Genomic DNA, 22,819 nt, shown 5'->3' on the forward strand with positions numbered 1-22,819 from the left:
ACGGGCGGCGAAGGGAGCGCGTCAAGCATCGAGCACCTCGATGACCTCGTCGGCGGGCTCGCCCGCCGCGTTCAGGGTGAGGAGCTTGAAGACGAGGTCGCCCAGCTCCTCGGGCGGCCGCACGCGCTCCAGCGCCGACAGGATCGCGCTTTTGAAGGCGAGGATGTCCTCATGGCACTCGCGCGAGAAGCTTCCGGGGAGCGCGCCGGATGCGACGCGCATCAGGAATTCATAGCGGACTAGGTTCAGGGGGGAGCCTACACCTGACGTCCTGGTCGAGCTGGACGACGAGGACCGCTTGGTCGCCCTCCAGGACGATGTCGACTCGCTCGTGGCGCTTCGGCGCCACCGAAAGGCGCTCCTCCAGCAGCTGGCTCACGCCGGCGCCGGTGTATGAGAGGTTGGTCGCTAGCAGCAGCTCGCGCTCGGTGGTCACGAGCATACCGGTGAAGACGCGGTTCAAACCGTTGACGAGTCCCGACAGGATTCGCCTCGGCACGCGACTTTCTCTGCGGAGCGGTTCGACGAGCTCCCGGAGGTACTCCCCGGCCCGCGAGAAGACGCTCAGGCTCCAGGGGCTCATCTCCTCCGTCATCTTGTCTGGAATTCGGAAGAACATGGCGCGCCTTTGCGAGGCAAGGGTGGCGAGGAACGGGTGGCCGCCGTCGGCTTCTGCGTCCGGCGATTCGAGGTAGGCCGCGCGGGCGGTCCGGAGCTCGGCCAGCCGCCGAGGAGATGCGTCCTGTTCAACGAGGAGCTGGAAGTAGTCATGGAGGACATCGTCCTCGGATCCGAAAAGTAGGATGTTGTCGATGCGGTTGGTAGTCTCGCCGCCGATTCCGAAACGCGAGAGGAATTCCATAATCTCAAGCCCGTCCCTGCGAGCAGGCGTCAAGTTCTCGCCAAAGGCGTTGTCATAGATGTCGGACCGGTGCGCGGTGCCTTCGGCGATCATGGTCGGGACGTCCGCGGGGACCAGGAGCCTGTCTCTTGCCCCGGGGTGGCCCAGCAGGATGTTGGCGAGGAGCAGGAGCACGCGGCGGATGGGAACGTGCAGTCCGCTGTGGTCGAGCAGCTCGACAAGTTCGCGCAGACGGGTGCGGAACAGCGGCTGGCCGAGCGTCTCGTAATTCCGGCGGATCGGACACTCCGGGCCGAAAAAGCCGAACTCAGTCGCGTCCTCGTAGGCGGCTTTCCATCCCTCGTGGGAAAGGATGGTCTCCAGGGCCAGGTCGAGGATGTCGGCCCCGGGGATCACGCTCAGGTTGAAGAACGCCAGTCCGGCGGCTGCTGGATCGGGCTCGCCAACCAGTAGGTTCTCGAGCACCCGGTGCGCTCGGATTCCGTCGGCGTCCTCCAGGCGGCGCCACGTCTCCATCAGCTGCCCGTCATTGGCGGCGACGAGGAAGATGCGGTCCGGATCCGACGAGAACATCGCGCGGCTGATCTCCAGCAGCAGCTCCCCACGGCTCGCGTAGGATCCGAAGGAGCCACCGCGCAACTTGGTAAGGTCGCGGATCACTCCTACCGTGCGCTGTCGTCCGGCGACGTTGGCCACCGTCTCGTAGTAGACCTCGTCCGCCGCCCAGACCTCCTCGTCGCCGCCGATCAGTGTCCAGGCGTGTGCGCAGAGCCGGCTTTTCCCGTCCCCCGCGGTGCCCGTCAGGATCACCGACCTGGCGCGGTCCGCATCCGCCGCCAGGACCTTGTGCACCTCGCCTTCGATGGGGTGGGGGAACGTGATCGGACGCACGCCCAGGCGCCTTGCGGAGCGTTGGATGTGCTCGTCGTACATGTTCTCGTTCTTCGGCGTCGGTCCGTAAAGTCGAAGAAATCGAACCCAACGCTCTCCTAATCCGTTCATTCATTCCCCCGTTCGAAGCGGTTCTGGCCGCTTCGCGCCGCAGTTGTCGAGCCAATTTCCTAGAGAGCGGTGAATCCGGACGGGGCGCCGTCGTGAAAGATGGTATTCGGCAAACGGCTGCGGACCGAAAGGATGCCGCAGTGTGGTTTGAAATGAGTGTCCGCGCGATTCGGTCAAGTTGCCCTGGCCGATACGAAAGGCTCGCCGCGCCGGCTTCACTCGCCGGACTTCACCCGTTCCCACTCCTTTTTTAGGATGGCCTGCGTGTGGGCCACGATCTTCTCGCGGCGAGCCTCACTCAGGCCCTCGGTCTGCGCGGCCTGCAGCATTTCCACGAGCGCGGTGCTCTCGCCCTCGGTCGGGTTGATCAGCAGCTTGACCTTGAAGACGTGGGCGGTCAGCGCGCGGGCCGCCCGGAACTGCTCAGCGCCGCGTTCGGTGGAGATTGGCATCTCGTCGCGCACGACGTCAATCATGTGCGCGTCGGTGAGAAAGCCCGTCACCTCGTCGCGCAGCGAATTGATCCAGGCCTGCCGGTTGTTGGACACAGAGGTCGCGCGGGCCTGTATCACCGCGGCGTCGCGGACCGCCTCGAGCTGGCGATCCAGGGCCTGCGCGGCGGCAGCGATCTGAGCCGACACGCTCTCGCCGGAGGCGACGATCTGGTCGTGCGCGACCTCGCGCGCCGCTTGGACCGCCCGCCGCGAGGCCGTGTTGGTCCACAATGCCAGGAGCAGCGTCGCCCCGGCGTAGACGCCGCCCACGATCGCGAGCCAGGCGTTCGAACCCAATCCGAGGAACCTGTCCATGATGTTGACCTTGCGCTGAGGGTTGGATGCATGTCCGCGGGAGCCGGGAGCCGGGAGCCGGGAGCCGGGAGCCGGGACGTATCCGGACCTCGGCAGCGACGGAAGCTCAATCGTCGGCTATCAGCGTAAACGCCTGCGCGAAAGTGGCGTTCAGCGCCTCCAACTCCTCGATCGCCCCGTCGTAGACGGTTTCGAGGATCTGTCCCCAGCCGCCTGCCGAAGTGCGGAGGTTGAGGTCGAATTGCGCGAGTGCACCTTCGATCTTCGCGTCCACTTCCTTCTTCCGGTTCGACCTCTTTGCCTTCGATTGAGTGGCGAAAGGGAAGGGGGTAGGTGAAGGCATCGTCGTCGAATAAATTTGCCGCTGATCTCTTGCTGGGGAGGCTTGCCGCCAAGCCGGATCGGTTCGGGCTGTTCATCGACGCAACCCTCCAATAGGAATGCCACAAATGCGAACCGATCTCGACCATCTGCCTCCCGAAAAGCAGCGCGAGCTTGAGCACGTGATTCAAGTGCTCTTCGAGGAATTCTCGGCGGCACAGGAAAATGCCAAAGGGCGGCGTACCAGAGGGCGGATCGTGAAGGTCGTGCTTTATGGAAGCCACGCCCGCGGCGGCTGGGTGGACGAGCCTCACACCTCGAAAGGCTACGTGTCGGACTTTGATGTGCTGGTGATCGTCAATCAGAAGGAGCTAACGGAAAGGGCAACACATTGGACGAAGGCGGACGAGCGCCTGATCGAGGAAAAGCTGGCTGGGCACCTTCGCACGCCGGTCAATTTCGTCGTTCACTCATTGCAGCAGGTCAACGATGCCCTGGCCCACGGCCGGTTCTTCTTTATGGACATCGCGCGCGACGGGATTGCCCTGTTTGAAGCGGATGAAAAGCCGTTAGCGGAGCCGAAGCCGAAAACGCCGGAGGCCAACCTCGTGATGGCGAAGGAATACTTCGACGAGTGGTTTCCAGGAGCCGCCGCGATGAAAGAGGGCGCCGAGTTTTTCGTTCAACGTCGAAGGCCGAAGGAGGCCGCGTTCTCCCTGCATCAGGCGGCGGAGCGCCTGTATCACTGTGTGCTTTTAGTCTGCACGTTTTACTCACCACATAATCACAATTTGGCATTTCTACGTACCCAGGCCGAGCGCATCGACATCCGCCTCGTTGACGCTTGGCCGCGCACAGCACGCAAGGATCGCGCGATGTTCGAGAAGCTGAAGGAAGCCTATGTGAAGGCAAGGTATTCCAAGCACTACCGGATCAGCGTCGAGGAGCTTTCGTGGCTAAGCGAGCGTGTTTCCGAACTTGGCAGCATCGTACACGTAGTTTGCACGGATCGGATTTCTGCGCTGGAAGCGACTGCGAGGACTGCATGACTGAATTGGCGACCCGCCTGCAATTCGAACCTTTCATTCGGCGCCAATATGGTTGGATCAGCTTGTTCGTTGGTTGCTAGGTGTGGTAATATTCTGGCCCAGGAAGCTTTCCCATGACCGACGCGACCATCTCTTCTGAAGTTGATCAGACCGAACCCGTGATCGAACGTCCGATCCTGTCCCATTGGGTCTGGCGTCCGTGGTACGCAAAGCTGTGGTGGTCGTCGATCGCCGTCTACTGGACGTTGGGGCTGGGAGCTTTGCTGTTCGAGCCTCTCTCCGATTTCTATTCGTCGACCTTGGCCGGATTCCTCAACATCGCGTTCTACCCTGTGTTCGCGCTCTTCATCCTATCTATTGGTTGGATGATGGCGTGGAAGGACGCCCTGGACTACGTGGCGGAGCATCCTGAGACAGAGAACACGCTCGGGTGGGAATGGCAGCCGTATGATTTCGCGGGCGAATGGACGCGTCGCCTTAACGACACAACTGACCCTGCCAGCCCATCATACATCGCCGGCAACAATCATCGACTGTTCGATCACTGATTACTCACCTCTCTCCGTCTCCGGTGCCGTTTTCCGGATCCAACGAGAAGCGGCCCGTTCCCAGGATCGAGCGTTGATCGATTGACGTTATGGGCCCGGTTGCGTCGAAAGTGCCACGACCAGCACGCGCGTCTTCCAGATAGCGGTTCCTAAGCCCCCCCACGCCGGTGATTTGGCGGCCGAGCTCGTTAGCGAAGGCAGATTCAGGGCTATTGCTCCGTGCTGCGGCGCGCTCAGCAATGCTAATGGCACTTCGAACATCGTAGTTCATTACGTCCAAATTGGCGCGCGCCGATTCACTCTCAATCCCAACATCCCTGCTGGTGAACCCTATTTTCCCGCCAACTTCCCCCGATGCAGCGGAAGTCGACTTTGTCGGTGAGGAAGCCCTGCCGCCACCTCCAGATGCCCTTGAGCTACCGACCGCCCCTCCAATGCTGGCGTCGATTGACGTTCCCATCGTCACCTGATCTTGGGCACTCCTCTCAATCGAACGCTGCCATCCTGTCTGCGCCATGATGGCCTGGACGTCGCGCTGCAGCGTGTCGGCGACCTGGGGCTTGAGGCGCCAGTTGCCGTTGCGGTCCATCTCGAACCCGCCTTTGAGCCAATTGGCCATCTGGGCCTGGCCTTCGGGGCCGGCCGAGAGAAAATGCTCAATCGTGTCGGGGCCCGCCTGCTTGCCGGCTTCGAAGCGCGTGCTGGTGTCGCTTCGGGCGGATTGCTGCGAGCTGGTGGCGCTGGAGACGAGGACGTCATTGGCGGAGAAACTGAACCTTGCGGTACCGCCGTTGGCGATGGCACCGAGCTGGCTTTCGTTGATGAGGCCGCCGCGCCAGAGCTGGGCGGCCTGTGCGGGGCTGACGTTGAGGCTGACGTCGCCGTTTTGCGCAAGGGCGATCTCGCGCTTCGACATGGTGACGCCGTTGTCCTTGAGGAGCTGCTGCATGCGGCTGAGGCGTTCGTTTTCGACGTTTCTGCTGATCCGCTCGTTTCGGGCCCTGTCGGCGATGCCGGCAGTCCCGCCATCGGCGATGTCCTCCTGGTTGCCGGCACCTTGCGAGAGGGCCCTGATGAAGCTGTCGAGATTGGCCGCCTGGCGCACGGGCATACCTGCAGCCGCGGCACCGTCGGCGAATCCGGCGTTTTCTGCCTGCCGGCGTTGCTCGCCGATTCTGGCATTGGCGCGCGTGCCCGCCTGGTCGACTTCTCGCTGGGCATCGAGTTTCCCCGAGCGCTCCGCAAAATCGAAACCGGCAGCCTCCCCGGTGCGGGCATAGACGCTCGTGCCCTCGTGCGCCGCCTCGGCGCTCGCCCCGTCGGCCGTGCCGACCTGGACGGCGGCATTGTAGGTCTCGAGTGCCCGCATGACCTGGGCTTCGTTTCTGCCGGTGGCACGGGAGAGTTGGCTGATGGCGCTGGAGCGCGCTTCGCCCGAGAGGGCGTTAATGAAGGTAATGCGCCGAGCGATCTCGCTGACCGGCAGGCCGAGCTGGCCAGCGGCCTCGCGCTGGCCGACATTGCTCCCCATGCGGTGGGCCTGTTCTGTCGCAACATTGCTGCGCTCGACCTGGGCGACGATACCTTCTGCAAAATCGCGCCGCCCTGCCATGGCACCCGCCTGGATCTCGGCGCCGGTGAGGTCATTTCGTAGCATCGCTTCCTGGTCGTAGGCGTTGGCGATGAGCTTGGCGAAGACCGGGTCCGCCGAGGCTTGGGCGACGACGTTTGATGCCTTGAGCACGGCGTCCTTGGGCGTGTAGCCTTTGCGTTCGTAGTGCTGCTGGGCGCCGGTCAGGAGCATGTCATAAGCCTGCGCATCGCCGAAGGCTTTCCACTGCACGAGGCCCTGCGAGAATGCGGCGAAAGCAGTTTCGCCCTTTTGGCCCTCCCCGAAATAGGCCGTGCCGAGCTCGCGTAGCGCGTCTTTCTCCACGAAATTGTGGATGGCCGTCGTCGTGGCGTTGGCGCGGACCGCCTGGACCGTCGCCGGGTCGCTCAAGTCCTTGCCCTTGAGGGCTGGGGAGAGGCCGCCAAGTTCGCGGGCGCCATCGGTGCGGCCCATGCCGAATGCCGCGCCGCCGGGAAGCGCGTTGCCGTGCTCGCCCAGGACCGCGCCGGCGGCACCGAACGCGCGATTGCTGCCGAAATTCGTGCGCTCGCCGAAATCGGCGAAGCTCGAGGACCTGGAGGCGCGTGCCATCGTGCCCGCGGCCGAAGCATGGGCTTCGAGCGCCGAGGCATAGCCTTCCCGGGTGGCGAGCGGTGCGGCGGCCGATACGCCCTGCTGTTGGACGCCAAGCGCGCTGCCCGTGAACGACGAGAAGACGTTGCCGGAGAAGCGGAAGATCGTGAAGACGAACGCACCGGCGAGGCCCGCAGCGGCCGTGCGAAACGAGCCGAAGATCGCGAGGGCCTTTGTGGCCGCAGATGGCGCGAGCATCCAGGCGTTGGCCGCGACGTTGTTAGCGCGGATTTCGGCCAGCATGTCGGTCGCTCGGCCCAGCGTCAGTTGATAGATGCCCGCATCGATCACGCCCCACAGGCTCACGAAGACGAAGAGGCCGATGGCGAAGCTCGCGACGCGCATGTTGATCGGCGTCAGGATGAACAGGAGCGCGATCGGGATCGTGAAGAGCATGATGCCGAAGACCGCCGCCCTGATCGTTGGCATCCATTCATTGGCCGTCGACATCGTCGAGAGCCCGCTCGAAATGACCGCCCGGTTGGCCATGACCCTTGCCGCGGAAGCCGGACTGTCCTCGAACAGAACGTCGCCCACAGTGTTGCCGAGCATGACGTCGGTCAGGAACTGTTGGAGCGTCAGCGGCGTCCCCAGCATCATCTGGCCCATCTCGCCGAGGTTGCTGCGGCAGCGCGCAATCTGCGCGGCATTGGTGACGTCGTAGCCCGTTCGCATGCACACTTGGCGGCTGTATGAATCGAAGAGAGCAGGCTCGCTGAGGCGCGTCGCGATATGCGACCAAGCCTCCTCACAGCTCACGGTCGTCCCGCCCTTGTCCGCGTCCGTGTAGACCGTGCTGAAAGTGGCGGGGCCGGCCATGGCGGCGAAAGCCGCGGGCAGGTCGGTCGCCGTTCGAAACAGCTTGTCATCATCGATGCCGTAGGCCGCCGAGACGCGCGCGACCGGATAACACTGCCGCACGTAGTCCTTGATCGTCGCATCGAGGAACGTGTCGGTCATCGGACCGCGAGGGGAAACGGCATTGAGGAACAGATCGAACGAATGACCGCCGGCGCCGAACTCGAGCTTGGCGTTTGGATCGAGCGTGTTGTCGTCGATGATTTCGGCAAGCGCCCGCTCGGTGAGGTTGGTCACGCCGGCCACCAGAATGAGAAGATTGGGAACATCACCAACGGGTTGGTAGGCATTCCTCACGCGATCATAGATATGAACGGTACCCGTGGTCGCGACCAGGCCAACGAAGAGGCCTATCCCGACGAGGATCTGGAAGCCGAAGGCGACGAGGCCCATGCCCTGGCCGCGGACGCTTGCAATAATTGCGCCCAGCGCGATGCCGATGACCGCGAAGATCAGGACGAGCGTCTCGTATCGCGGGTCGCCGAAAATCATCGACACGAGCCGGAAGGCGTCCACGGTTTCGGCAAAGCCATCGTAAGTGTGAAAGCTGGTCTCAAGGGCCAGTGCGGGCTGGGCGATGAGAGCGAGGGCGAGCGCGAGAATCGCGAAGATGCGGCGGGACATCGGGCGTTTCCTTGGGTTAGCGGTTGCCGTAGGCGGCGGCGCCGGCCGCATCGCGCGCGTCGCGGTCGCGCTGGCGGATGAGCCCTGCGTAGCTTGCCGAGAGGTTCGCCTGGTTCATCGCCGCCATGTAGGATTGGCGCATCTGCGCGCGTTGGCGCAGGACCTCGTCGCGCAGTCCTCTGAGCTGCTCGAGCCCCTTGGTCAGGATTCGCGTCTGGCAGGCCTTCATATTGGTCTCATCGGCGGCGCCCGCGGTGCTTGCGCCGCGCTCGGCGTTCGAGACCGCGAAGTCGATAGTCCGCGTAAGATCGTTGAGCATCTGATAGGCGAGGGTTAGCGCGACGAGTTCGTCGGTATCCCCGATGACCGAATCGACCGTCCCCTGGCGCACGCCCCATTCGAGCATGCGGTAGACCGGGAGCGTCTTCACATTGGCAACGAACTGGCGTTCCTCGTCCGTCAGCGCGGCACGGCCGCGGATCTTGGTCGCGATCGTTTCCATCCTTGAGCGGGCGAGAACGAGCGCGCCCTTGCCGCTGCCGTCGAGGCTGCAGTCTGAACCTGTCGCGGGGACAGCAAGCGAGCGTGTGCGCACCTTTCCTGTCAGGAAATCATCTACGCTTTCTGTATCTTGTGCGGCACAAGCAGGAATCGCTGTGAAGATCGGAACCTTGTCGGCCGGATCCCAGCGCATGTAGATGTCGCCGACCCTTGCCCGCATGACGCCGGTCCATTCGGCCGCGCCGACGCGGCTTGCGGCATGGGCTAGCAGCGAGCCCGTCCGGAAGATGTCGGTCACTTCGGCGGGGCAGTTCTCGAGCGCGTCCTTCAGATCTTCTGTGGGATTGTTGCGGTTGGCCTCAATCTTCTCGCGGCTCTGCTGGTAGCTCTTGGCGAAGCCTTCCTTGACCGACTTGTAGCCCGTCATCTCCTCAATGATCCCGCTCATATTGTCGTCGCCTTTGGCGATCTGGACCATGCGGTTGGCGAGGCGGCAGTCGTTGACCTGGATCGAGTTCAGGAAGTTGGTCGCCGCCTCCATCTTCGAGATGATATTTCCCATCTTCTCGTCGAGCGTTTCGAGAAGATACTGGAAGGCCACCGCGGGCGCTGCCTGCAGGATGCTTTCGAGCTTCTGGACGAGATAGTCGGGGTCGAGGAAGCTCATGCCGCCCAGGAACATGTCGATGCCGCCGCAGCCGGCGCGGACCTTGGGGAGCGCGAGCGTCATCAGATAGTCGTTGTGGACATCGACGCGCCCCGACATGCCTCCTGCCGTGACATAGCCGCGGGTCTGATCGCTGAAGCTGCCGGGACTCGTGTAAGTGACATTGTCGAACCAGGTTTCCGCCCATCCCTGGGCTCTGGCGGGCGCGGTCGCTGCACCGAGGCAGGCGAGGGCGAGGGCAAAGGCTAGGGGGTAGCGGATATGACGCATGGCGGGTTTCCTCGTTCGATTTTTCGAGAGAGCCGCTCCGCCAAGCGCGGCTGGTTTTGGAAAATAACCTTGCAAATTCGGAATTGAACTCCGAAAATACATGGATGATTGAGCGCAGAATAAGATCCGAGCTGGTTGATCGGTTGGACCAGGCCCCCGCCGTTGCCCTTCTGGGGCCGCGCCAGGTCGGCAAGACGACACTGGCGCGCGAGATCGGGGATACCCGGTCTTCGCTCTATCTCGATCTCGAATCGGATGCCGATCGCGCCAAGCTTTCCGATCCAGAACTCTATCTCGAGAGTCACGAAGACAAGCTCGTAATTCTCGACGAAGTGCACCGGTTGCCGGGCCTTTTCCAGAACTTGCGCGGCCTCATCGACCGAGGAAGGCGCAAGGGTCTGAAGGCCGGCCGGTTCCTTTTGCTCGGCTCGGCCTCGGTCGATCTTCTGGCCCAATCGGGCGAAAGCCTTGCCGGCCGGATCAGTTACCTTGAGATGAACCCGCTCGACGCGTTTGAGACGGGCGGCGAAAACATCGATCGCCTTTGGACGCGAGGCGGATTTCCAGACAGCTATCTGGCTACAACGGATCCGCAGAGCATGCAGTGGCGGCGGGATTTCATCCGCACCTATCTCGAACGGGATATTCCGGCGCTGGGGCCGCGAATCGCTGCTGAAACCCTGCGGCGCTTCTGGACCATGCTCGCGCACAACCAGTCGGGACTGCTGAATGCCTCCGAACTGGCGCGCAGCCTCGGCGTCGATTCCAAGACTGCGGGCGGCTATCTCGATCTTCTCGTCGACCTGCTGCTCGTGCGCAGGCTCGAGCCGTGGCACCGCAATGTTGGAAAACGCCTGGTGAAATCCCCCAAGATCTACATCCGGGATAGCGGCTTGCTGCACGCGCTGCTCGGCCTGCCGACCCGAGACGACGTTCTGGGTCATCCAGTGGCAGGTGGAAGCTGGGAAGGCTTCGCGATCGAGAACCTGATCGACGCAGCGCCCGTGGGCAGCCAGGTCAATTTTTACCGCACGTCGGGCGGCGCGGAAGTCGACCTGCTTCTTACCTTGCCGGGCGAGGCCGTCTGGGCATTCGAGATCAAGCGTAGCTCCGCCCCGAAAGTCGCACGGGGATTTCATCAGGCTTGTGAGGATTTGCAGCCGGCGCGCCGCATCGTGATCTATCCGGGTGCCGAGACCTACCCGGCTGGCAACGGCATCGACGTGATGCCGCTCGAGGAAGCCGGGCGGCTGCTTTTCGCGCACTGAGGAGTGGTTGCGGTGGGCGGCTGACATTGTCACCGCCCTCCTGTGGGGCGCTCGCGCGAAGCGCCCACGATCCCGGTGAATTTCGCCATGCCGCGCACACCGACGGCCGGCTTGACGCCCGTCAGCATCTTTGCCGCCAGATAGAGGTTGCGGGCGAGATTGGGGGCGTGGTCCGTGCCGATCGCGACCGGGATCGTTCGTCTCTGGTCGGCGATCGGACGAACCCAGGCCACCGGATGTCCGACCCAGGGCAGCCCCAGGCGTCCCGACCGGGTCATGGCTTCGCTTTCGTTTATCGCGCGCAGCCGCCAGCCGTAGCGGCGCGCGAGAACGCGGAGTCGCGCCCAGAGGTCCGCGCAGGGCAGGCAGTCCGGGGCGGTGCTCATCTCGACGACGAGGAGTTGGCCCTGGCCTTGCAATGTTTCTGCGAAGTCTGGCGGCCAGTCCCGCGTCACCGGCACCCGGGCGAGCCAAGTGTTCATCTGGGCGGCGTCGGCAACGGGATGGACGGCTGCGCGCGCGGCCTGCTGCGGTGGCACGGGCTGCGCTAGCGCAGAAGTAGAAGGGGCCAAGTTAACGGCTAAAGCCAAATAGATAGCCTGGCTTTTCACTGCTTTGCCTCAAGAAGGTTTGCCTCGGATCTGCTTGTGATCGAACGAGGGTCAGATGCGGAGACCGGACCATTGGCGAGGGCGTCGAAGAAGCCATTCTCCTCGCCGGCACCTGTGAGAAACTGTTCGGGGCGGATGTCGCCCGAGAGCAGGCGGACGGCCTGGTACGCCGTCTGGACGAGGTTGGGATAGGCCTCGACGCCCGTTGCGATCACCATGCGTTGCCGGCTATTCCGCCGGATAAGCATGGTCGTCGGCGTCACCTCGACGCCGAAGCGGCGGCCAAGGTCCGGCTTCATGTCCATGTCCTGAAGGGTGACTTGCCAGCCCGTCTCGTCCTGGAACCGCTGGATGATCGGCCACTGGACGCGGCAGTAGCCGCAAGCACCACGCGAGAACATGACGAGCGCGAATTCCTGGGCGCGGCTGCGCAGATAGCGCCGCCGGAGCGCGTCCTTCTCGGCCGTCATCTCGGCGCGCGCATCGCCGACCATCGGATTGGCCGAGCGGGAATTGAGCTCGGGGTTCTGGAGCATGGCGAGCTGGGTCACGCCGGCAAAGGCGCGGGCCTTGCGCCGCGCGAAGTCCTGGAGGCGCCAGAAATCGGCGACGGCATCGATCGTGAGCACGGTTGCGGCATAGTCGCGCTGCTGCTCGATCAGCTTGCGGATCTTCGGCGGCGTCCAGCTCGCGAGCTCGGCCATGGGCGGGATCGCGGGTTTCGCGAGGGCATCGAGCTCTGGCTGGACCGGTTCCCTGGGCGGCGGCGCTTGATACCACCAGTAGCCCTGCTTGGGCTCGCCATTCTCCTCTTTGGCATGGGCGATCGGCGCCTGAGTGACGGTGAGCGCGGCACCCACGCAGGCGAGCGCAAGGCGAAGGCGAGTGCGGATCACAGGATCTTCTCCATTCGGGTCAGCCGAGTAGTCGCCACCGGGCCATAGTAGCGGCTGTCGAAGCCGCTCGGATGAGTAGAGCCTACATAGACGAAACCTGGGGGGATGATTCGGTAGGCGGGGCGCCAGAACGCGAGGGGCCTGCCGTCGTGGCCCTTGGGCTTGCTGATCCCGAGGAGCCGGTCCTCGCAATAGTACCAGGCTTCCCAGGCGCCCCGCCTGGTCATGGCCGGCTTCTCGAGCCAATCGATGTGCTCGCCGGGCAGGCACAGCGCATATTTGGTGACTCGGACAGGCGCGGGGCCCGCGAGCGGATGCGAAAGGACGAACGTGACGAGATCGCCACGGTGGATCGTGCCGGGCGCCTCGTGCAAGAGCACGGCGTTGATCGAGGGGCTCATGACCAGCGTCAGACGCGGGAGGACGATAGCAGCAATACCCGCGATGGGCAGGATGATGGCCATGGCTTGCCATAGACGGGCGCGAGCGGGCGTCTGCTCGGGCCCGCTAGCGCCCAGGGCTGTTGCTGCCTGACGCGGAAGGCGGATCAAGGCTGGGATGAGCCGCTTAGCGGCTCTCGATGCGCGCAGCAGCATCGCTGACCTCCTCTTTGCCGCCGAGGCGGGCATATTCTTCGAACAATCCGCCGAGCGCTGCGTCGCCGAGCACGAGATGATGCCCGCGCTCGCTGTCATCCTCGCGCTCGCAGTAGGGCTGGGCCGGATCTCCCGAGATCATGGTCAGCGCGGGAACCCGCGTGACCCCGTGCTGGCGGAACAGGAGCGGATCGACGATGAGCTGGACATTGCGCATCGCGCAGGCGGGACCCTCGCAGCCGGCGTCCAGGCGCAAGATCTGGGCCGCAAGCTTTGCCATCGGCGCGACCTTGGTGAGACCGCCAGGCAACCCCCGAAATGCCAAGACGCCGCGGGCGAGTTCCAGCTGAGCAGCATAGGCGCGCAGCGTGGCGACCGGCATCGAGGATGAGGCGAAAAGCACCGGTACCCAGGCTTTGCTGGCCGGTGGCGCGGCCACGCCGGCGATCGCCTTGATGTCGGGAGCCTCTAGGCCGAGTGCCTGACCAAGCCGGCGGGCCATGGCCTCACGCTCCGCTGTGACACCGTCGCGCGCCTTTTCGAGCGCGGCGCGCGCGGGCATCGATGTCAGGCGCGCGCGCGCTTTTGCGCAGACCCTCGAACGCTCGCTTTCGCTGGGTCTCGGAGGGGATGGAAATCGATGTCGGACCTTGCACCGCGGCGGGTGCCGCTTGCCTGGCCCGCGCCGCGCGCAGCCTTTCGAGCGGGTTCGGAGTGCTGGTCTCGGAAGGCGAGGACTCACTCTGGTGGCTCGTTCCATCCTGCGCAGACGCGGGGATTGGCAGAATGGGCAGTAGGGAGAGCGCCAGCAAGGCGCGCGCGCTACTGGCCCGTGGCTCGCATGAAGCCATCGATCTTCTCCTTGATATCGACCTGGATTTGGGATTGGGCTCGGGCCTCGATGTCCGCGTAGTATTCGGACAGGTCCATCTTGCTGAAATCGAGCGCTTGGAACTCTTCAGGCGTGAAGCCGCGGCAATAGGGCGCCTTAGGTGTTCCCCATCCTTGGGCATTGAAGCTTCTGAGTTGCGGCCGGCCCTGTTCCTGGATGATCCGGCCGAGCTTGGTGTTGAAGCAGCAGTGGCCCTTCGATTTCTGCACGCAGATCCCAAGGATCTTGGTCGAGCAATAAGTGCCGACCTCGTGGCACATGCCCGAGCCGCGCAGCATGCCCACTTCCATGTCCTGTTGGTCACAGCCGGACAGCAGGAAATCGACCATGAAGTTGACCGCGAGGCTGATCGCGATCGAGGCGGGATCGAAGCCGGCGATGATCGCGTTAGCACCCGCGCCGGCGGCCTGGCCTGCCGTGGCGCCCGCCTTGAAGGCGACGTAGGCGGCCTTCATCCCCGTGAACACCGCCTTGGCGACGGCGATTTTGGTCTGCAGCGAGGCGAGCGACGAGCCCATCCCGTCCTTCACGATCTTGCCACGGTCCTTGCAGCAGTTCGAGAACGTGGTCCTGAGCCCTGGCGGCCGGCAGCGCAGCGCGCGGCCGGCAAAGATCTCGATTGAGCCCAGGCAATTGCCCTGGCTATCCACCAGACCATCGGCCGGAGCACCGGGATCGTCTGCCACCGGCTCGTCGACGATCTCCGAACTGCTGGTTGCCGTGCAGCTGGCCGGCGAACACATCGGTGTGCCGCCGCCTTGCGGGGTGATGCATGCGTGCTCGGCCCCGAGCGGGCAGCTATAGGTGCCGGTAGGCTCCTGCGAGCAGGCCACGCGCTGCAACGGGCATGACCAAGTGTCCGTGTCCTCTCCAGCCTCGCAGGCAACAACTTCGCCGGGGTCGTCCGCTGCGCCGCTGGCGTTGAGATCGAGGGCGCAGATCTGCTCAGCGCGGGCATGAGACGCTCCGGCAATCAGGAAGAGCGCAGCGCCGATGGCGGCGAGAAGGCTCGGGCGCCGCAGGGCGGAGAGGAGCATGGGCATCACCGCGCGGCGCCCGTGCAGACGAGATCGGCGCCGCCGAGGCGGACGGTCTGCATCATAACCACGGCTTCGGGAAAATCGTCGAGACAACCGCAAGCCGAAACGAGTTCCTCGCCGGGGCCTAGCGGGCAGCTGTTGGCATCATCGCAAGCGTGGTAGAATGTGTCCCAGCCCGCCGGATCGTTTTGATTGGACCCGACGACGCCGGCGGGCGCCACCGCGGTGTTGGCCGTGCGCGCGCGGGTCTTGCACACCGGTTCGCAGGCCGCGACCGAGCCACGATCGGGCAGCGCGAAAGCGCGAGTTGGGGTCTGGGCCGTACCATCGGCCGTCGTGATCCGATCGGCGAGCATCGTCTCGGTCGAATGATCGATGATGTAGGCGCCTCGGCTCAGATCGGGCTGGGCCTGGCCCGAGCTATCCGTTTGGCACAGGTATGTTCGCTCGCGCTCGAAGAAGTCGCGGGTCAGTTGAAGCGTGCAGGCTCCCGTGCCGAACAGGCGGGTCATGGGCAGGGGCTTCAGGCCCGTCGCGACACCGCTGCGGAAGATCTCCACCCCATCGACACTCTCTTCCGCGAGCTGACATTTGGCATCGCCGGCATAGCCTGCGCAAAGGTCGACGACGCGTTCGCTCGTCAGGCAGCTCGTATCGACCTCGGCATGGATCTGTGCGTAGCCATTGCCTTTGTCGGCGACCGCGATCCGCAGCCAGATCTCGTGGCTGCCCTTTGCGAGATAGGGCTTCAGGTCGGTGTTTGGCGTGAAAGTCGTCGTGCCGTCGCGCTCGCACTTGCCCGGCGGGAGGCCGGAGCCTGTCCAGGACGCGGGGCCCGCGGTGACCAGCTGGCCGTCGATTCGGAGCTGGGCCCAGTCGTCGGCAGAGAGCAACGGGAGGGTCACGGCGCGCAGGCGATCAGGATCCCCGACTGTCAGAGTCATCCGGAAATCGAACAGGCGGCAGCCACTCGACCTGAGACTGTGGGTGGTCGGCGATCCCAAGACGAAATCGACGCCGCTTGCGCCATCGCTGTAGGCCGCGACGCCGCCCGCGGTGCGCGCGATGACGTCATCGATGGTGACTTCCTTGATCGTGATCTCGCGGCTGACCGTGCATCTGCGCCGCTGCTGCGCCGAACCCGCGCCTGCCGGTGAGGCGGCCAGTGTCTGGAAGACCTGGCTAGTCCGCGACGCCGCGAAAGCATCGCCCTGGATCGCGGTCGGATTGGAGCGATAGGCGGTTCCAGTGACCGCGGGGTTGTTGGTGCAAGAGGTGGTCTGCGCGCCGGTGTAGCGAATGACCGGACCATCGATCAGCGCCTGAGCGACACCGAGGCGCGGATCGGCGGTTGTGATCGCGCCAATGACCCCGCCGCCCAGGTCCTTCAGCACCGAAGCCATGTTGCCCCAAGCGAGGTTCGCGCCGCAGCTGTTGTTGATGCAATAGCAGCCGGCAAGGTCCTTGAGCTCGACTTCGCCGAGAGACAGGGCGCCGCGGGCCGCCTTCCACTGAAAGCTGCGGCACTGCGCCCAGGTGCCGGGCTGGCACGAGACGATCCCGTTGGCGCAGACCCCCGAGACCGGCATCGGGAGGGTCAACGTCTGGTCGTAGGTGCCATTGAGATCGGTGTCGCGAGAGATCCGCAAGGCGCCGATGTCGCCGCTCGAGGACGGCTGGGCGATCAACTCCAGGAGATTTGCCGTTTTCTGGCAGGCGATCGTGGGGACGAAGGCCTTGCTGCTGTCGATCGTGGAGATGGCTTGCCCTGCCATGCCCGGCGTCACGTAGTTTTGCTGAAGCCTATCGCTGTCGCTGGTCTTGGCGCGCGATGCGGCAGCGGCCGCTCGCGCGCGATCCTGGACACTTTGCGCGGCCGCCGGGGTAAGCGGAAGGAGGGTGGCTGCGGCAAGTAACGCGAGGCGGGCGGGGAAATCGCGATGCCGCAAGGGGAGCGACAAAGCGGCCGGCACGGCAGCGATGGTAGCGGACGACGGGGGGGATGTCGTCCGGGACCTGAATGGCGGCCGTGCCGGCCTGAGGTGAAGCGCCGACCGGGGAGGAGGGGTCGTGCGGCGGCGCTTCTTCCCCGCGGGGGACCAGGCAGCCCGTAAGGCTGTGGCGGGCAGACCGGTGGAATGCTGGTCCAGCCGCGGGAACGGGTGACGCTGGGAATATTGGGCGGTCTCGGCTCACGGGGTCGATACTCCCGCGCAACAGATCGCCTTTTCGAAAACCATGAACTGAGCGTTGTCTTTGCCCGGCGCATGTTTGCCCGAGCTCCACAGGGCGCCGGGGCGGCCTATGTTGACGCACTTGCCGCCCTTCACGGGCTCCATGATCTGGAGTTTGTAGCGGCTCTTGGTCCAGATCGGCTGCGGCTTGAACGAGCAGCCGTCTTCGGAGCTGATCGTCAGGAGCCCGAGGCGTCCCATCATGAAGATCCCGCGCGAAGCAAGGCCTGCCCAGGCCTCGACCCGGTCGCTCATGTGGATGTCGCCGGCGACGGGATAGGTTGAACCCCACGACCCCATGCACCAGAACAAGGCATCGGTCGCCTTGCCCGCCGCCGCTGCGGCGCTGTCGGCCATGCAGGCGAGCCCCGCGGCCGGATTGCCGAACAGGATGCCTTCGGGCTGGATGATCGCGCCGAGCGTTCCCGATTGCCAGGTCGGCAGCACCTCGGTGATCATCGCGACGTCGAAACCGTCGTCCTCGATGCACGGTAGGTCGGTGAACATGTCGAGCATCTTCCAGACCGGCGCGATGTAGTAGTGCATCTGTGCGAAGAGCTTGGTCGTGTTGGTACCGTCGGCCATCGAAGACTGGCTGCCTTGCAGTTTGCCACCCGTGGGCATGAGATCGGCGCCGAGCGCCATCATGCAGCCGGGCTCTGTCACGACATCGACCATACGGTTCGGCGACCAGAAGCTGACCTTGACGCCGAACCAGAACGTCGCGCCCTTGCGGCAGGCGCAGAGCGGCTTCGACGCCGACTGCGCGTCGAGCGCCTTTTCGAGCTTGTCGTAGCTGCCGACCCGGACACCGCCGATCGTGATCGGAAAGATGCAGTTCCAGCGGACCTTGGTGATGGGATTGAACACCGTGCCCGCCTCGCATTTGGAGGCGTGCGCGGCGCTCGGGACTAACAGCAGCGCGAGCAGGGCCGCGGCTGACGAGGCGCGCAACGCATTCACGAGGCCGCGCGTGCGAGAAAGGGTCATGGCCTGACCTTTCGCGCATTGTTCGGCGCGAGGCGCACTTCGGTCAGCTCGAGCCGCTCACCGACCTGGCGCACGATGACGGGCGCGACCGTGAGGCCGAGGCGCTGCTTGACCCGCTCTTCGAGAATGAAGACTGGCCGGCCCAGCCTCTCGCCAAGCGATAGGGCATCATCCCCGATTTGCAACGAGTCCGGCCGCCTTCCCGCGGTCAGCAGGATCCAGTCGGTCAGCGAGGCGGTCCGCGCTGCCCAGCCAATGTCGGCGGGATCGACCACGATCAGCCGCTGCGGCAGCGATACGTAGGCGAGCGGGTTGAACGTGTAGCCTTTGGGATAAAGGACCTTCCCGCCCGGCAGGGCGATGTCCATCGCCAGCGTGTAGAACGGGAAGACGCTGCGCACGCGGGTTTGGGTCGTTTGCCCGAGCGATGCGGCCTTGAGCGCACTCCAGTCGGATCGCGCCCCGAACTGTGCTGCCATGCTGGAGGGCTGCCTGGAGGCGCGGGCCTCGATCTCCTGCAAAGCATCGGGTTCCGTGATCGGCCAAGTCCGGCCGATCGTCGCGGTGCCGGCATGGGCCGTCGCGGCGAGAAGCAGGGCGCCGGCGAGTAGGGCTGCGATCATGCCGGACTGGAAGGCGACCACCCGCCATTGTTCCCTGACTGCAGGGTGCCCGGTGCTATTGGGGTCAGGCAGCATCGCGGCGCCTCCCTGAAATACGCGCCAAGTTACGAGGGCGCGCGGCGAACCGGCCGATCGCGGCCCAGATGAGCGCTGCCAGAGAGACGCCCGAGATTGCGGCGATACCCAGCCGCGCGGCGCCGAGTTCAATCCCGGACGAGAGGATCAGCAGCGACTGGATGAGCAGCAGCAGGTGGGAGCCAATGAGCAGCCGAGCCGCGGCGGCACTCGGGAAACGAGATACGATGCGGGTGGGCATTGGACCCTGGGCTGCGTCCTCTCGCGCCCGCGTTTCTTCGAGCGCGGGGACCGGGCGGCGTCCGATCGGAGGAAGAGCGAAATGTTGGCTCACCGGGACCTCCGTTGGCGAATGCGGGAAAGGAGCCGGGCACTGGCGGCGGACAGCGCGGTCAGAAGCGCGCCCGTCACAAGGCAGCCGGCAGCGACGATCGCGGCGCCGCGCAGAACCAGTTCGGGCTTCTGCCCAAGGACGAACCCGGCGATGAGCACGAGCAGCGCCAGGATCACGGTCTCGATCAGCACCAGCCGGAAGCGCCAGCGCGCAGCTTCGCTTTGGGCACGCTCGGCGACGCGCGCTTCGATGTACTGGTCGATCGCTTCGTCGTCGCTGAGGTCCCAGTTCGCTCGGATTCCCGGGCGGCGAAGACGGGGAGGGAGACCCGGCATCATGCCGCTGCCCTCGCGCCCGCAGGGTGGGACGGCCCCAGGATCTCGCGAGGGTCGACGCCGGCGAGCTCGCAGACCGCTTCGAGCGGGCTGCGCCCGGCGCGCAGGCGCGCCTCGAAGGCGGCGACTTCGTTCGGCGCCGAGGTGTTGATCCAGTAGGAGAAGGGATCGACGACCAGCCGTGCGATGCCGAGCCCCAGCGGAGAGTCGATGAAGACCTCCGAGTAGTTGGGCTTGTTGTTGCGGACCGATTTCAGCAGTTCGAGGACGAATCCGGAGTAGTCGAGGATCTTGTTCTCGACTGCCTTGTCGTAGGTCGAGCCCTGCAAGAGGAACCGTGTGGCAGCGTTTTCCAGGATGACCTGACCCGTCCCTTCGAAAAGGAGGAGGTCGTTCATCGATTGCAGGACGACGCCGAAACTGCCCTGGTACTTGCGCGCCCGCCGGTAGCCCTGGCCGAAGGTCTCGGCGAGGCGCGAGAGATCCTGGCCGGCAGACTTCGTCATGAACTGTGCCGCCTCGTCGCACAGGACGAAGCGCGGCCGGTCGCGCGCCGAGAGGTAGAGCTCCTGCGTGACCGCGTTCACCACGACCATGACGATGACGTTGAACAACTCAGGGACGGACTTGAGCCGTTCTAGCTCGAGCACGACGAACTCGTCCGAGGTGATGTCGAGCGTCGAGGGGCCGTTGAAGTAGTGGCCGTAGGCCCCGTCCGACGCGAAATCCCTTAGGTTGAACGCGAGCTCGCGCGCGGTCGGCACGAGATGGTCGACCCGGTCGAGATCGCGCGAGGTATGGGCGGGATAGGACCCGAGCCATTCACGGACGGCGTCGATCCCTTCCTCGGCCCGGCCGGCATCGATCGCCCACTGGACCGCGGACTTAATGAGGTTCCATTCCGAGGTCGAGACGCCCTTTCGGGTCGCAGCGTTGGCCATTTCAGCGACGATCGCCACCGCCATCGAGATTGCGGACTGCAGGTCGTCGCCGTCGAGCGCAAAGCCCATGTCGAAGGGATTGAGGACGAGGCGCTCCTCGCCGATGTCGATGTAGCGGCCCGAGCACAGCGTGCAGAGCTTGCGGTAGGAGCCGCCGATGTCGACGATGCGGATGAGCGCGTTCTGCGCGTAGTATTGCTGGCATAGGTTGTTGAGCAGGAAGCTCTTGCCCGCGCCGGACTCGGCCGAGACGATGAAGTTGTAGTTGTTGATCCTGGGATCGAAGAGGTCGAGCGTGATGAGCTGGCCCTTGCGGCCCGCGTAGAGGAGCGCGGGCCGCCCGCCGCCGCGAAAATCGGTCTGCGCCGGCGCAAGCAGGACCGCCGCCTTCACCGGCATCTTGAAGTCCCGCTCGAGCATGCGGATCGTGCGTTTCTCGGGGTAGAGGCCGAAGGGCAGGGCCATCGGCAGCAGCACGGGCAAGAGGTAGCTCTCCTCCTGCATGAGCCAGGGCATCGGCTCGCTTTCCCAGAGCCGCTTGGCGCGCGCCGCCATCTCCCGTGCCTGGCCGCGGTCGCGGCCGAACACCCAGACCATCGGGATGACCGAGACGAACCGGCTATTGCCCGCCTCGTCGAGGACCCAGCTGATCTCCTCGATCTGCTTGCCGACTTCGACCGCGAAGCTGCCTGCGGCCTTTTGTGCCGACAGGACCTGGGCGCGTTTGTGGATATCGAACTGGCTGTGATCGAACAGGATATTGAGCGTGACGAGGAAAGGCCCGCCAATCTGGTCGCTGTCCTCGGCAGCGCCCCGCATGCCGCCAAGCAAACGGTTGGCGCGCTCGGCCGTTATGCGACGGGCCGGCGCGCGCGGCGTCAGGCAGCGCGCCACCTGGTTTCCCAGGAAAACCTCGGCGCCCTCGAACCTCAGATCAGGCCCGGCTTCGATGATCTGCTTGCGCACCGCCCGCGCGGACGTTCCATCTCCGCCATCGGCAAAGACTCCCGGCGCATCGGTGAAGACGCCATTGAACACGCGCCGGTAGAACGTGACGAGTTCCTCTGGCGGCATGCGGCGGATGCCGAGCTTCGCGAGCTGCTCTTCAACCTGACGGCGCAGATCCTCGCCAAGGCGAGCGCGCGTTTTGATCGAGAGGAACAGCCGGAAATTGCGCAAGGGAATGCCGTGCAACGCGTCGAGGCCTTCGGTGCCGGCACGCAGATAATCGGCCGTCCGGCGCGCTGAGGCCTGGATCAGCGGGTCGGGCCTCGTCTTGAGGTCGAGGAACGCGTCGAGCGCCCCGTCGATCAGGGGATCGGCGAAGCTGTGCAGCTGGAGCACGGTCCCTTCGGGGAAATGGATGTTGAGAAGCCCGAGCAGCGCCTGGTGCACGTGGGCGAAGAGATAGGCCGACGGTACGAGTTCCCAGGCCTGCCCCCAGCCGTCGTCGATGGTGAGGAAGGCCTCTTCTTCGGGCGCCCAGGCTACGAGCGGCAGGAAGTCGGAATAGGCATCGCGCGCGACCGATCGCCGAAGCTGCGCGATCGTGAGGCCGGCCCGGTCGCCAAGCACGCTGGCGCTCATGGCTGCATCTCCCCCCGGTACAGCGGCGGGAGCGGCGGTGTCGCCGGGGGCCGCGTTATCATCCGGATTCTTCTCGCGCACCTGCTCGAGCACGGGCGAGCGCCCCGCCGGGGCCAGCGGGTTCACGAGATAATCGCCGACGACCCACTGCGGTCTATCGAGGATCGAATAGACGAAGCGCGGCATATAGAGGCGGTCGGGACGCGCCCGGTCGGCATAGGGCAGGATCAGCGTGCGCACGGTGCGTCCCTGGCGCAGCATCGGCGTCTCGGGCGCGTCGATCAGACCTTGAAGCTCGCGGTAAACGCTATCGCGGTACCCAGTATAAGGCGCTGCGCTGCGTTTGGATCTGCCCCCCGCGCGACCCTGCAGAGGTCTCAAGCAGGGCCTTGTCGCGCGTGACCGCCCGGTTCGACCGCGACGGCACACCGGCGACGGCATCGGCATGCGCCTGAGCGGGATCGATGCATTGGCCATGGTCGCTGTTCTTGCAGGAGAATGTCTCGCTGTAGGGCGACATGACTTTGCCGAGCGTCGCGCAGCCGCCGAGCAGGATGACGCCCGTCAAGGCTGACAGGACCTGCGTGGTTCGTGTTGAAATTGTCAGTCGTTGCATCGGAAATCTCCAAGAAGAGGGCGGG

Annotated in this window: 21 protein-coding genes and 1 pseudogene; 4 read left to right on the top strand and 18 right to left on the bottom strand. The window is 64.8% G+C overall.

Features of this window, described 5'->3' with window-relative positions; all coding sequences use genetic code 11:
* Window positions 1-21: 21 nt before the first annotated feature.
* From KRR38_RS01450 to KRR38_RS01465, 4 genes are all read right to left on the bottom strand, one after another.
* Window positions 22-222 carry a hypothetical protein gene (locus KRR38_RS01450; protein WP_217397929.1) on the bottom strand — a complete coding sequence of 67 codons (201 nt, stop codon included), beginning with the start codon at window positions 220-222 and terminating at the stop codon, window positions 22-24.
* A 7-nt stretch (window positions 223-229) separates the two neighbouring features.
* Entirely contained in the window at window positions 230-1,795 is a 1,566-nt protein-coding gene (locus KRR38_RS01455; protein WP_217397931.1) for a hypothetical protein, read from the bottom strand.
* A gap of 284 nt (window positions 1,796-2,079) precedes the next feature.
* Complete coding sequence (locus KRR38_RS01460) at window positions 2,080-2,673, bottom strand: hypothetical protein (protein WP_217397933.1); 594 nt, start codon at window positions 2,671-2,673, stop codon at window positions 2,080-2,082.
* A gap of 106 nt (window positions 2,674-2,779) precedes the next feature.
* Window positions 2,780-2,947 carry a hypothetical protein gene (locus KRR38_RS01465; RefSeq protein ID WP_217397936.1) on the bottom strand — a complete coding sequence of 56 codons (168 nt, stop codon included), beginning with the start codon at window positions 2,945-2,947 and terminating at the stop codon, window positions 2,780-2,782.
* 175 nt (window positions 2,948-3,122) lie between these two features.
* Here KRR38_RS01465 and KRR38_RS01470 point away from each other — a divergent pair, with 175 nt between their 5' ends.
* Both KRR38_RS01470 and KRR38_RS01475 read left to right on the top strand, forming a co-directional pair.
* Entirely contained in the window at window positions 3,123-4,043 is a 921-nt protein-coding gene (locus tag KRR38_RS01470) for a nucleotidyltransferase (protein ID WP_217397938.1), read from the top strand.
* Window positions 4,044-4,156: 113 nt separating this feature from the next.
* Entirely contained in the window at window positions 4,157-4,591 is a 435-nt protein-coding gene (locus KRR38_RS01475; protein ID WP_217397940.1) for a hypothetical protein, read from the top strand.
* A 4-nt stretch (window positions 4,592-4,595) separates the two neighbouring features.
* Here KRR38_RS01475 and KRR38_RS01480 read toward each other — a convergent pair whose 3' ends face one another.
* Together KRR38_RS01480 and KRR38_RS01485 are read right to left on the bottom strand one after the other, a co-directional pair.
* Entirely contained in the window at window positions 4,596-8,318 is a 3,723-nt protein-coding gene (locus tag KRR38_RS01480; protein WP_217397942.1) for a conjugal transfer protein TraG N-terminal domain-containing protein, read from the bottom strand.
* A 16-nt stretch (window positions 8,319-8,334) separates the two neighbouring features.
* Window positions 8,335-9,756, bottom strand: coding sequence for a conjugal transfer protein TraH (locus KRR38_RS01485; RefSeq protein ID WP_217397943.1), 1,422 nt, complete (start codon window positions 9,754-9,756; stop codon window positions 8,335-8,337).
* A 104-nt stretch (window positions 9,757-9,860) separates the two neighbouring features.
* Here KRR38_RS01485 and KRR38_RS35760 point away from each other — a divergent pair.
* Window positions 9,861-10,214 (top strand): annotated as a pseudogene (locus KRR38_RS35760) (AAA family ATPase); the annotation flags it as partial.
* A gap of 36 nt (window positions 10,215-10,250) precedes the next feature.
* Entirely contained in the window at window positions 10,251-11,024 is a 774-nt protein-coding gene (locus KRR38_RS01490; RefSeq protein ID WP_254515078.1) for an ATP-binding protein, read from the top strand.
* A 29-nt stretch (window positions 11,025-11,053) separates the two neighbouring features.
* Here the strand turns inward: KRR38_RS01490 and KRR38_RS01495 are convergent, their stop codons facing one another.
* The 12 genes from KRR38_RS01495 to KRR38_RS35765 all read right to left on the bottom strand — a co-directional run bounded on the left by KRR38_RS01495 (window position 11,054) and on the right by KRR38_RS35765 (window position 22,794).
* The gene (locus KRR38_RS01495) at window positions 11,054-11,596 is read right to left on the bottom strand and encodes a hypothetical protein (protein ID WP_375293402.1); all 543 of its coding nucleotides are present in this window, start codon (window positions 11,594-11,596) and stop codon (window positions 11,054-11,056) included.
* A gap of 35 nt (window positions 11,597-11,631) precedes the next feature.
* Complete coding sequence (locus tag KRR38_RS01500) at window positions 11,632-12,462, bottom strand: conjugal transfer protein TraF (protein WP_309141178.1); 831 nt, start codon at window positions 12,460-12,462, stop codon at window positions 11,632-11,634.
* A gap of 65 nt (window positions 12,463-12,527) precedes the next feature.
* The gene (locus KRR38_RS01505; protein WP_309140950.1) at window positions 12,528-12,995 is read right to left on the bottom strand and encodes a peptidase; all 468 of its coding nucleotides are present in this window, start codon (window positions 12,993-12,995) and stop codon (window positions 12,528-12,530) included.
* A 103-nt stretch (window positions 12,996-13,098) separates the two neighbouring features.
* The gene (locus KRR38_RS01510; protein WP_309140951.1) at window positions 13,099-13,689 is read right to left on the bottom strand and encodes a type-F conjugative transfer system pilin assembly protein TrbC; all 591 of its coding nucleotides are present in this window, start codon (window positions 13,687-13,689) and stop codon (window positions 13,099-13,101) included.
* A 260-nt stretch (window positions 13,690-13,949) separates the two neighbouring features.
* A complete protein-coding gene (traN, locus tag KRR38_RS01515) occupies window positions 13,950-15,056 on the bottom strand; it encodes a conjugal transfer protein TraN (protein WP_217397949.1) in 1,107 nt (368 codons plus the stop codon).
* A 5-nt stretch (window positions 15,057-15,061) separates the two neighbouring features.
* On the bottom strand, window positions 15,062-16,834 hold the full coding sequence (locus tag KRR38_RS01520; protein ID WP_254514598.1) for a hypothetical protein: 1,773 nt from the start codon (window positions 16,832-16,834) through the stop codon (window positions 15,062-15,064).
* A 417-nt stretch (window positions 16,835-17,251) separates the two neighbouring features.
* Window positions 17,252-18,283 (bottom strand): TraU family protein, encoded by a 1,032-nt coding sequence (locus KRR38_RS01525; protein ID WP_217397952.1) that lies wholly within the window; start codon window positions 18,281-18,283, stop codon window positions 17,252-17,254.
* Window positions 18,280-18,981: a conjugal transfer protein TraW gene (locus KRR38_RS01530; protein WP_375293403.1), complete on the bottom strand. Its 702-nt coding sequence runs from the start codon at window positions 18,979-18,981 to the stop codon at window positions 18,280-18,282. The genes KRR38_RS01525 and KRR38_RS01530 overlap by 4 nt, the downstream gene beginning before the upstream one ends.
* Complete coding sequence (locus KRR38_RS01535; protein ID WP_217397954.1) at window positions 18,971-19,222, bottom strand: hypothetical protein; 252 nt, start codon at window positions 19,220-19,222, stop codon at window positions 18,971-18,973. Before KRR38_RS01535 ends, KRR38_RS01530 begins: the two co-directional genes overlap by 11 nt.
* A gap of 89 nt (window positions 19,223-19,311) precedes the next feature.
* Window positions 19,312-19,653 (bottom strand): hypothetical protein, encoded by a 342-nt coding sequence (locus KRR38_RS01540; protein ID WP_254514599.1) that lies wholly within the window; start codon window positions 19,651-19,653, stop codon window positions 19,312-19,314.
* Window positions 19,650-22,559: a TraC family protein gene (locus tag KRR38_RS01545; RefSeq protein ID WP_254514600.1), complete on the bottom strand. Its 2,910-nt coding sequence runs from the start codon at window positions 22,557-22,559 to the stop codon at window positions 19,650-19,652. Before KRR38_RS01545 ends, KRR38_RS01540 begins: the two co-directional genes overlap by 4 nt.
* The gene (locus KRR38_RS35765) at window positions 22,486-22,794 is read right to left on the bottom strand and encodes a TraV family lipoprotein (protein WP_254514601.1); all 309 of its coding nucleotides are present in this window, start codon (window positions 22,792-22,794) and stop codon (window positions 22,486-22,488) included. The genes KRR38_RS01545 and KRR38_RS35765 overlap by 74 nt, the downstream gene beginning before the upstream one ends.
* Between the last annotated feature and the right edge of the window lie 25 nt (window positions 22,795-22,819).

Origin of the sequence: Novosphingobium sp. G106 (genome assembly GCF_019075875.1) — a bacterium.
Classification (GTDB): Bacteria; Pseudomonadota; Alphaproteobacteria; order Sphingomonadales; family Sphingomonadaceae; genus Novosphingobium.

Bases quoted from the DNA above. Each gene is read 5' to 3' on its own strand.
- KRR38_RS01450 (WP_217397929.1), bottom strand. From the start codon at position 222: ATGCGCGTCGCATCCGGCGCGCTCCCCGGAAGCTTCTCGCGCGAGTGC.
- KRR38_RS01455 (WP_217397931.1), bottom strand. From the start codon at position 1,795: ATGTACGACGAGCACATCCAACGCTCCGCAAGGCGCCTGGGCGTGCGT.
- KRR38_RS01460 (WP_217397933.1), bottom strand. From the start codon at position 2,673: ATGGACAGGTTCCTCGGATTGGGTTCGAACGCCTGGCTCGCGATCGTG.
- KRR38_RS01470 (WP_217397938.1), top strand. From the start codon at position 3,123: ATGCGAACCGATCTCGACCATCTGCCTCCCGAAAAGCAGCGCGAGCTT.
- KRR38_RS01475 (WP_217397940.1), top strand. From the start codon at position 4,157: ATGACCGACGCGACCATCTCTTCTGAAGTTGATCAGACCGAACCCGTG.
- KRR38_RS01480 (WP_217397942.1), bottom strand. From the start codon at position 8,318: ATGTCCCGCCGCATCTTCGCGATTCTCGCGCTCGCCCTCGCTCTCATC.
- KRR38_RS01485 (WP_217397943.1), bottom strand. From the start codon at position 9,756: ATGCGTCATATCCGCTACCCCCTAGCCTTTGCCCTCGCCCTCGCCTGC.
- KRR38_RS01490 (WP_254515078.1), top strand. From the start codon at position 10,251: ATGAACCCGCTCGACGCGTTTGAGACGGGCGGCGAAAACATCGATCGC.
- KRR38_RS01505 (WP_309140950.1), bottom strand. From the start codon at position 12,995: ATGGCCATCATCCTGCCCATCGCGGGTATTGCTGCTATCGTCCTCCCG.
- KRR38_RS01510 (WP_309140951.1), bottom strand. From the start codon at position 13,689: ATGCCCGCGCGCGCCGCGCTCGAAAAGGCGCGCGACGGTGTCACAGCG.
- traN (WP_217397949.1), bottom strand. From the start codon at position 15,056: ATGCTCCTCTCCGCCCTGCGGCGCCCGAGCCTTCTCGCCGCCATCGGC.
- KRR38_RS01520 (WP_254514598.1), bottom strand. From the start codon at position 16,834: ATGGCAGGGCAAGCCATCTCCACGATCGACAGCAGCAAGGCCTTCGTC.
- KRR38_RS01525 (WP_217397952.1), bottom strand. From the start codon at position 18,283: ATGACCCTTTCTCGCACGCGCGGCCTCGTGAATGCGTTGCGCGCCTCG.
- KRR38_RS01530 (WP_375293403.1), bottom strand. From the start codon at position 18,981: ATGCTGCCTGACCCCAATAGCACCGGGCACCCTGCAGTCAGGGAACAA.
- KRR38_RS01535 (WP_217397954.1), bottom strand. From the start codon at position 19,222: ATGCCCACCCGCATCGTATCTCGTTTCCCGAGTGCCGCCGCGGCTCGG.
- KRR38_RS01540 (WP_254514599.1), bottom strand. From the start codon at position 19,653: ATGATGCCGGGTCTCCCTCCCCGTCTTCGCCGCCCGGGAATCCGAGCG.
- KRR38_RS35765 (WP_254514601.1), bottom strand. From the start codon at position 22,794: ATGCAACGACTGACAATTTCAACACGAACCACGCAGGTCCTGTCAGCC.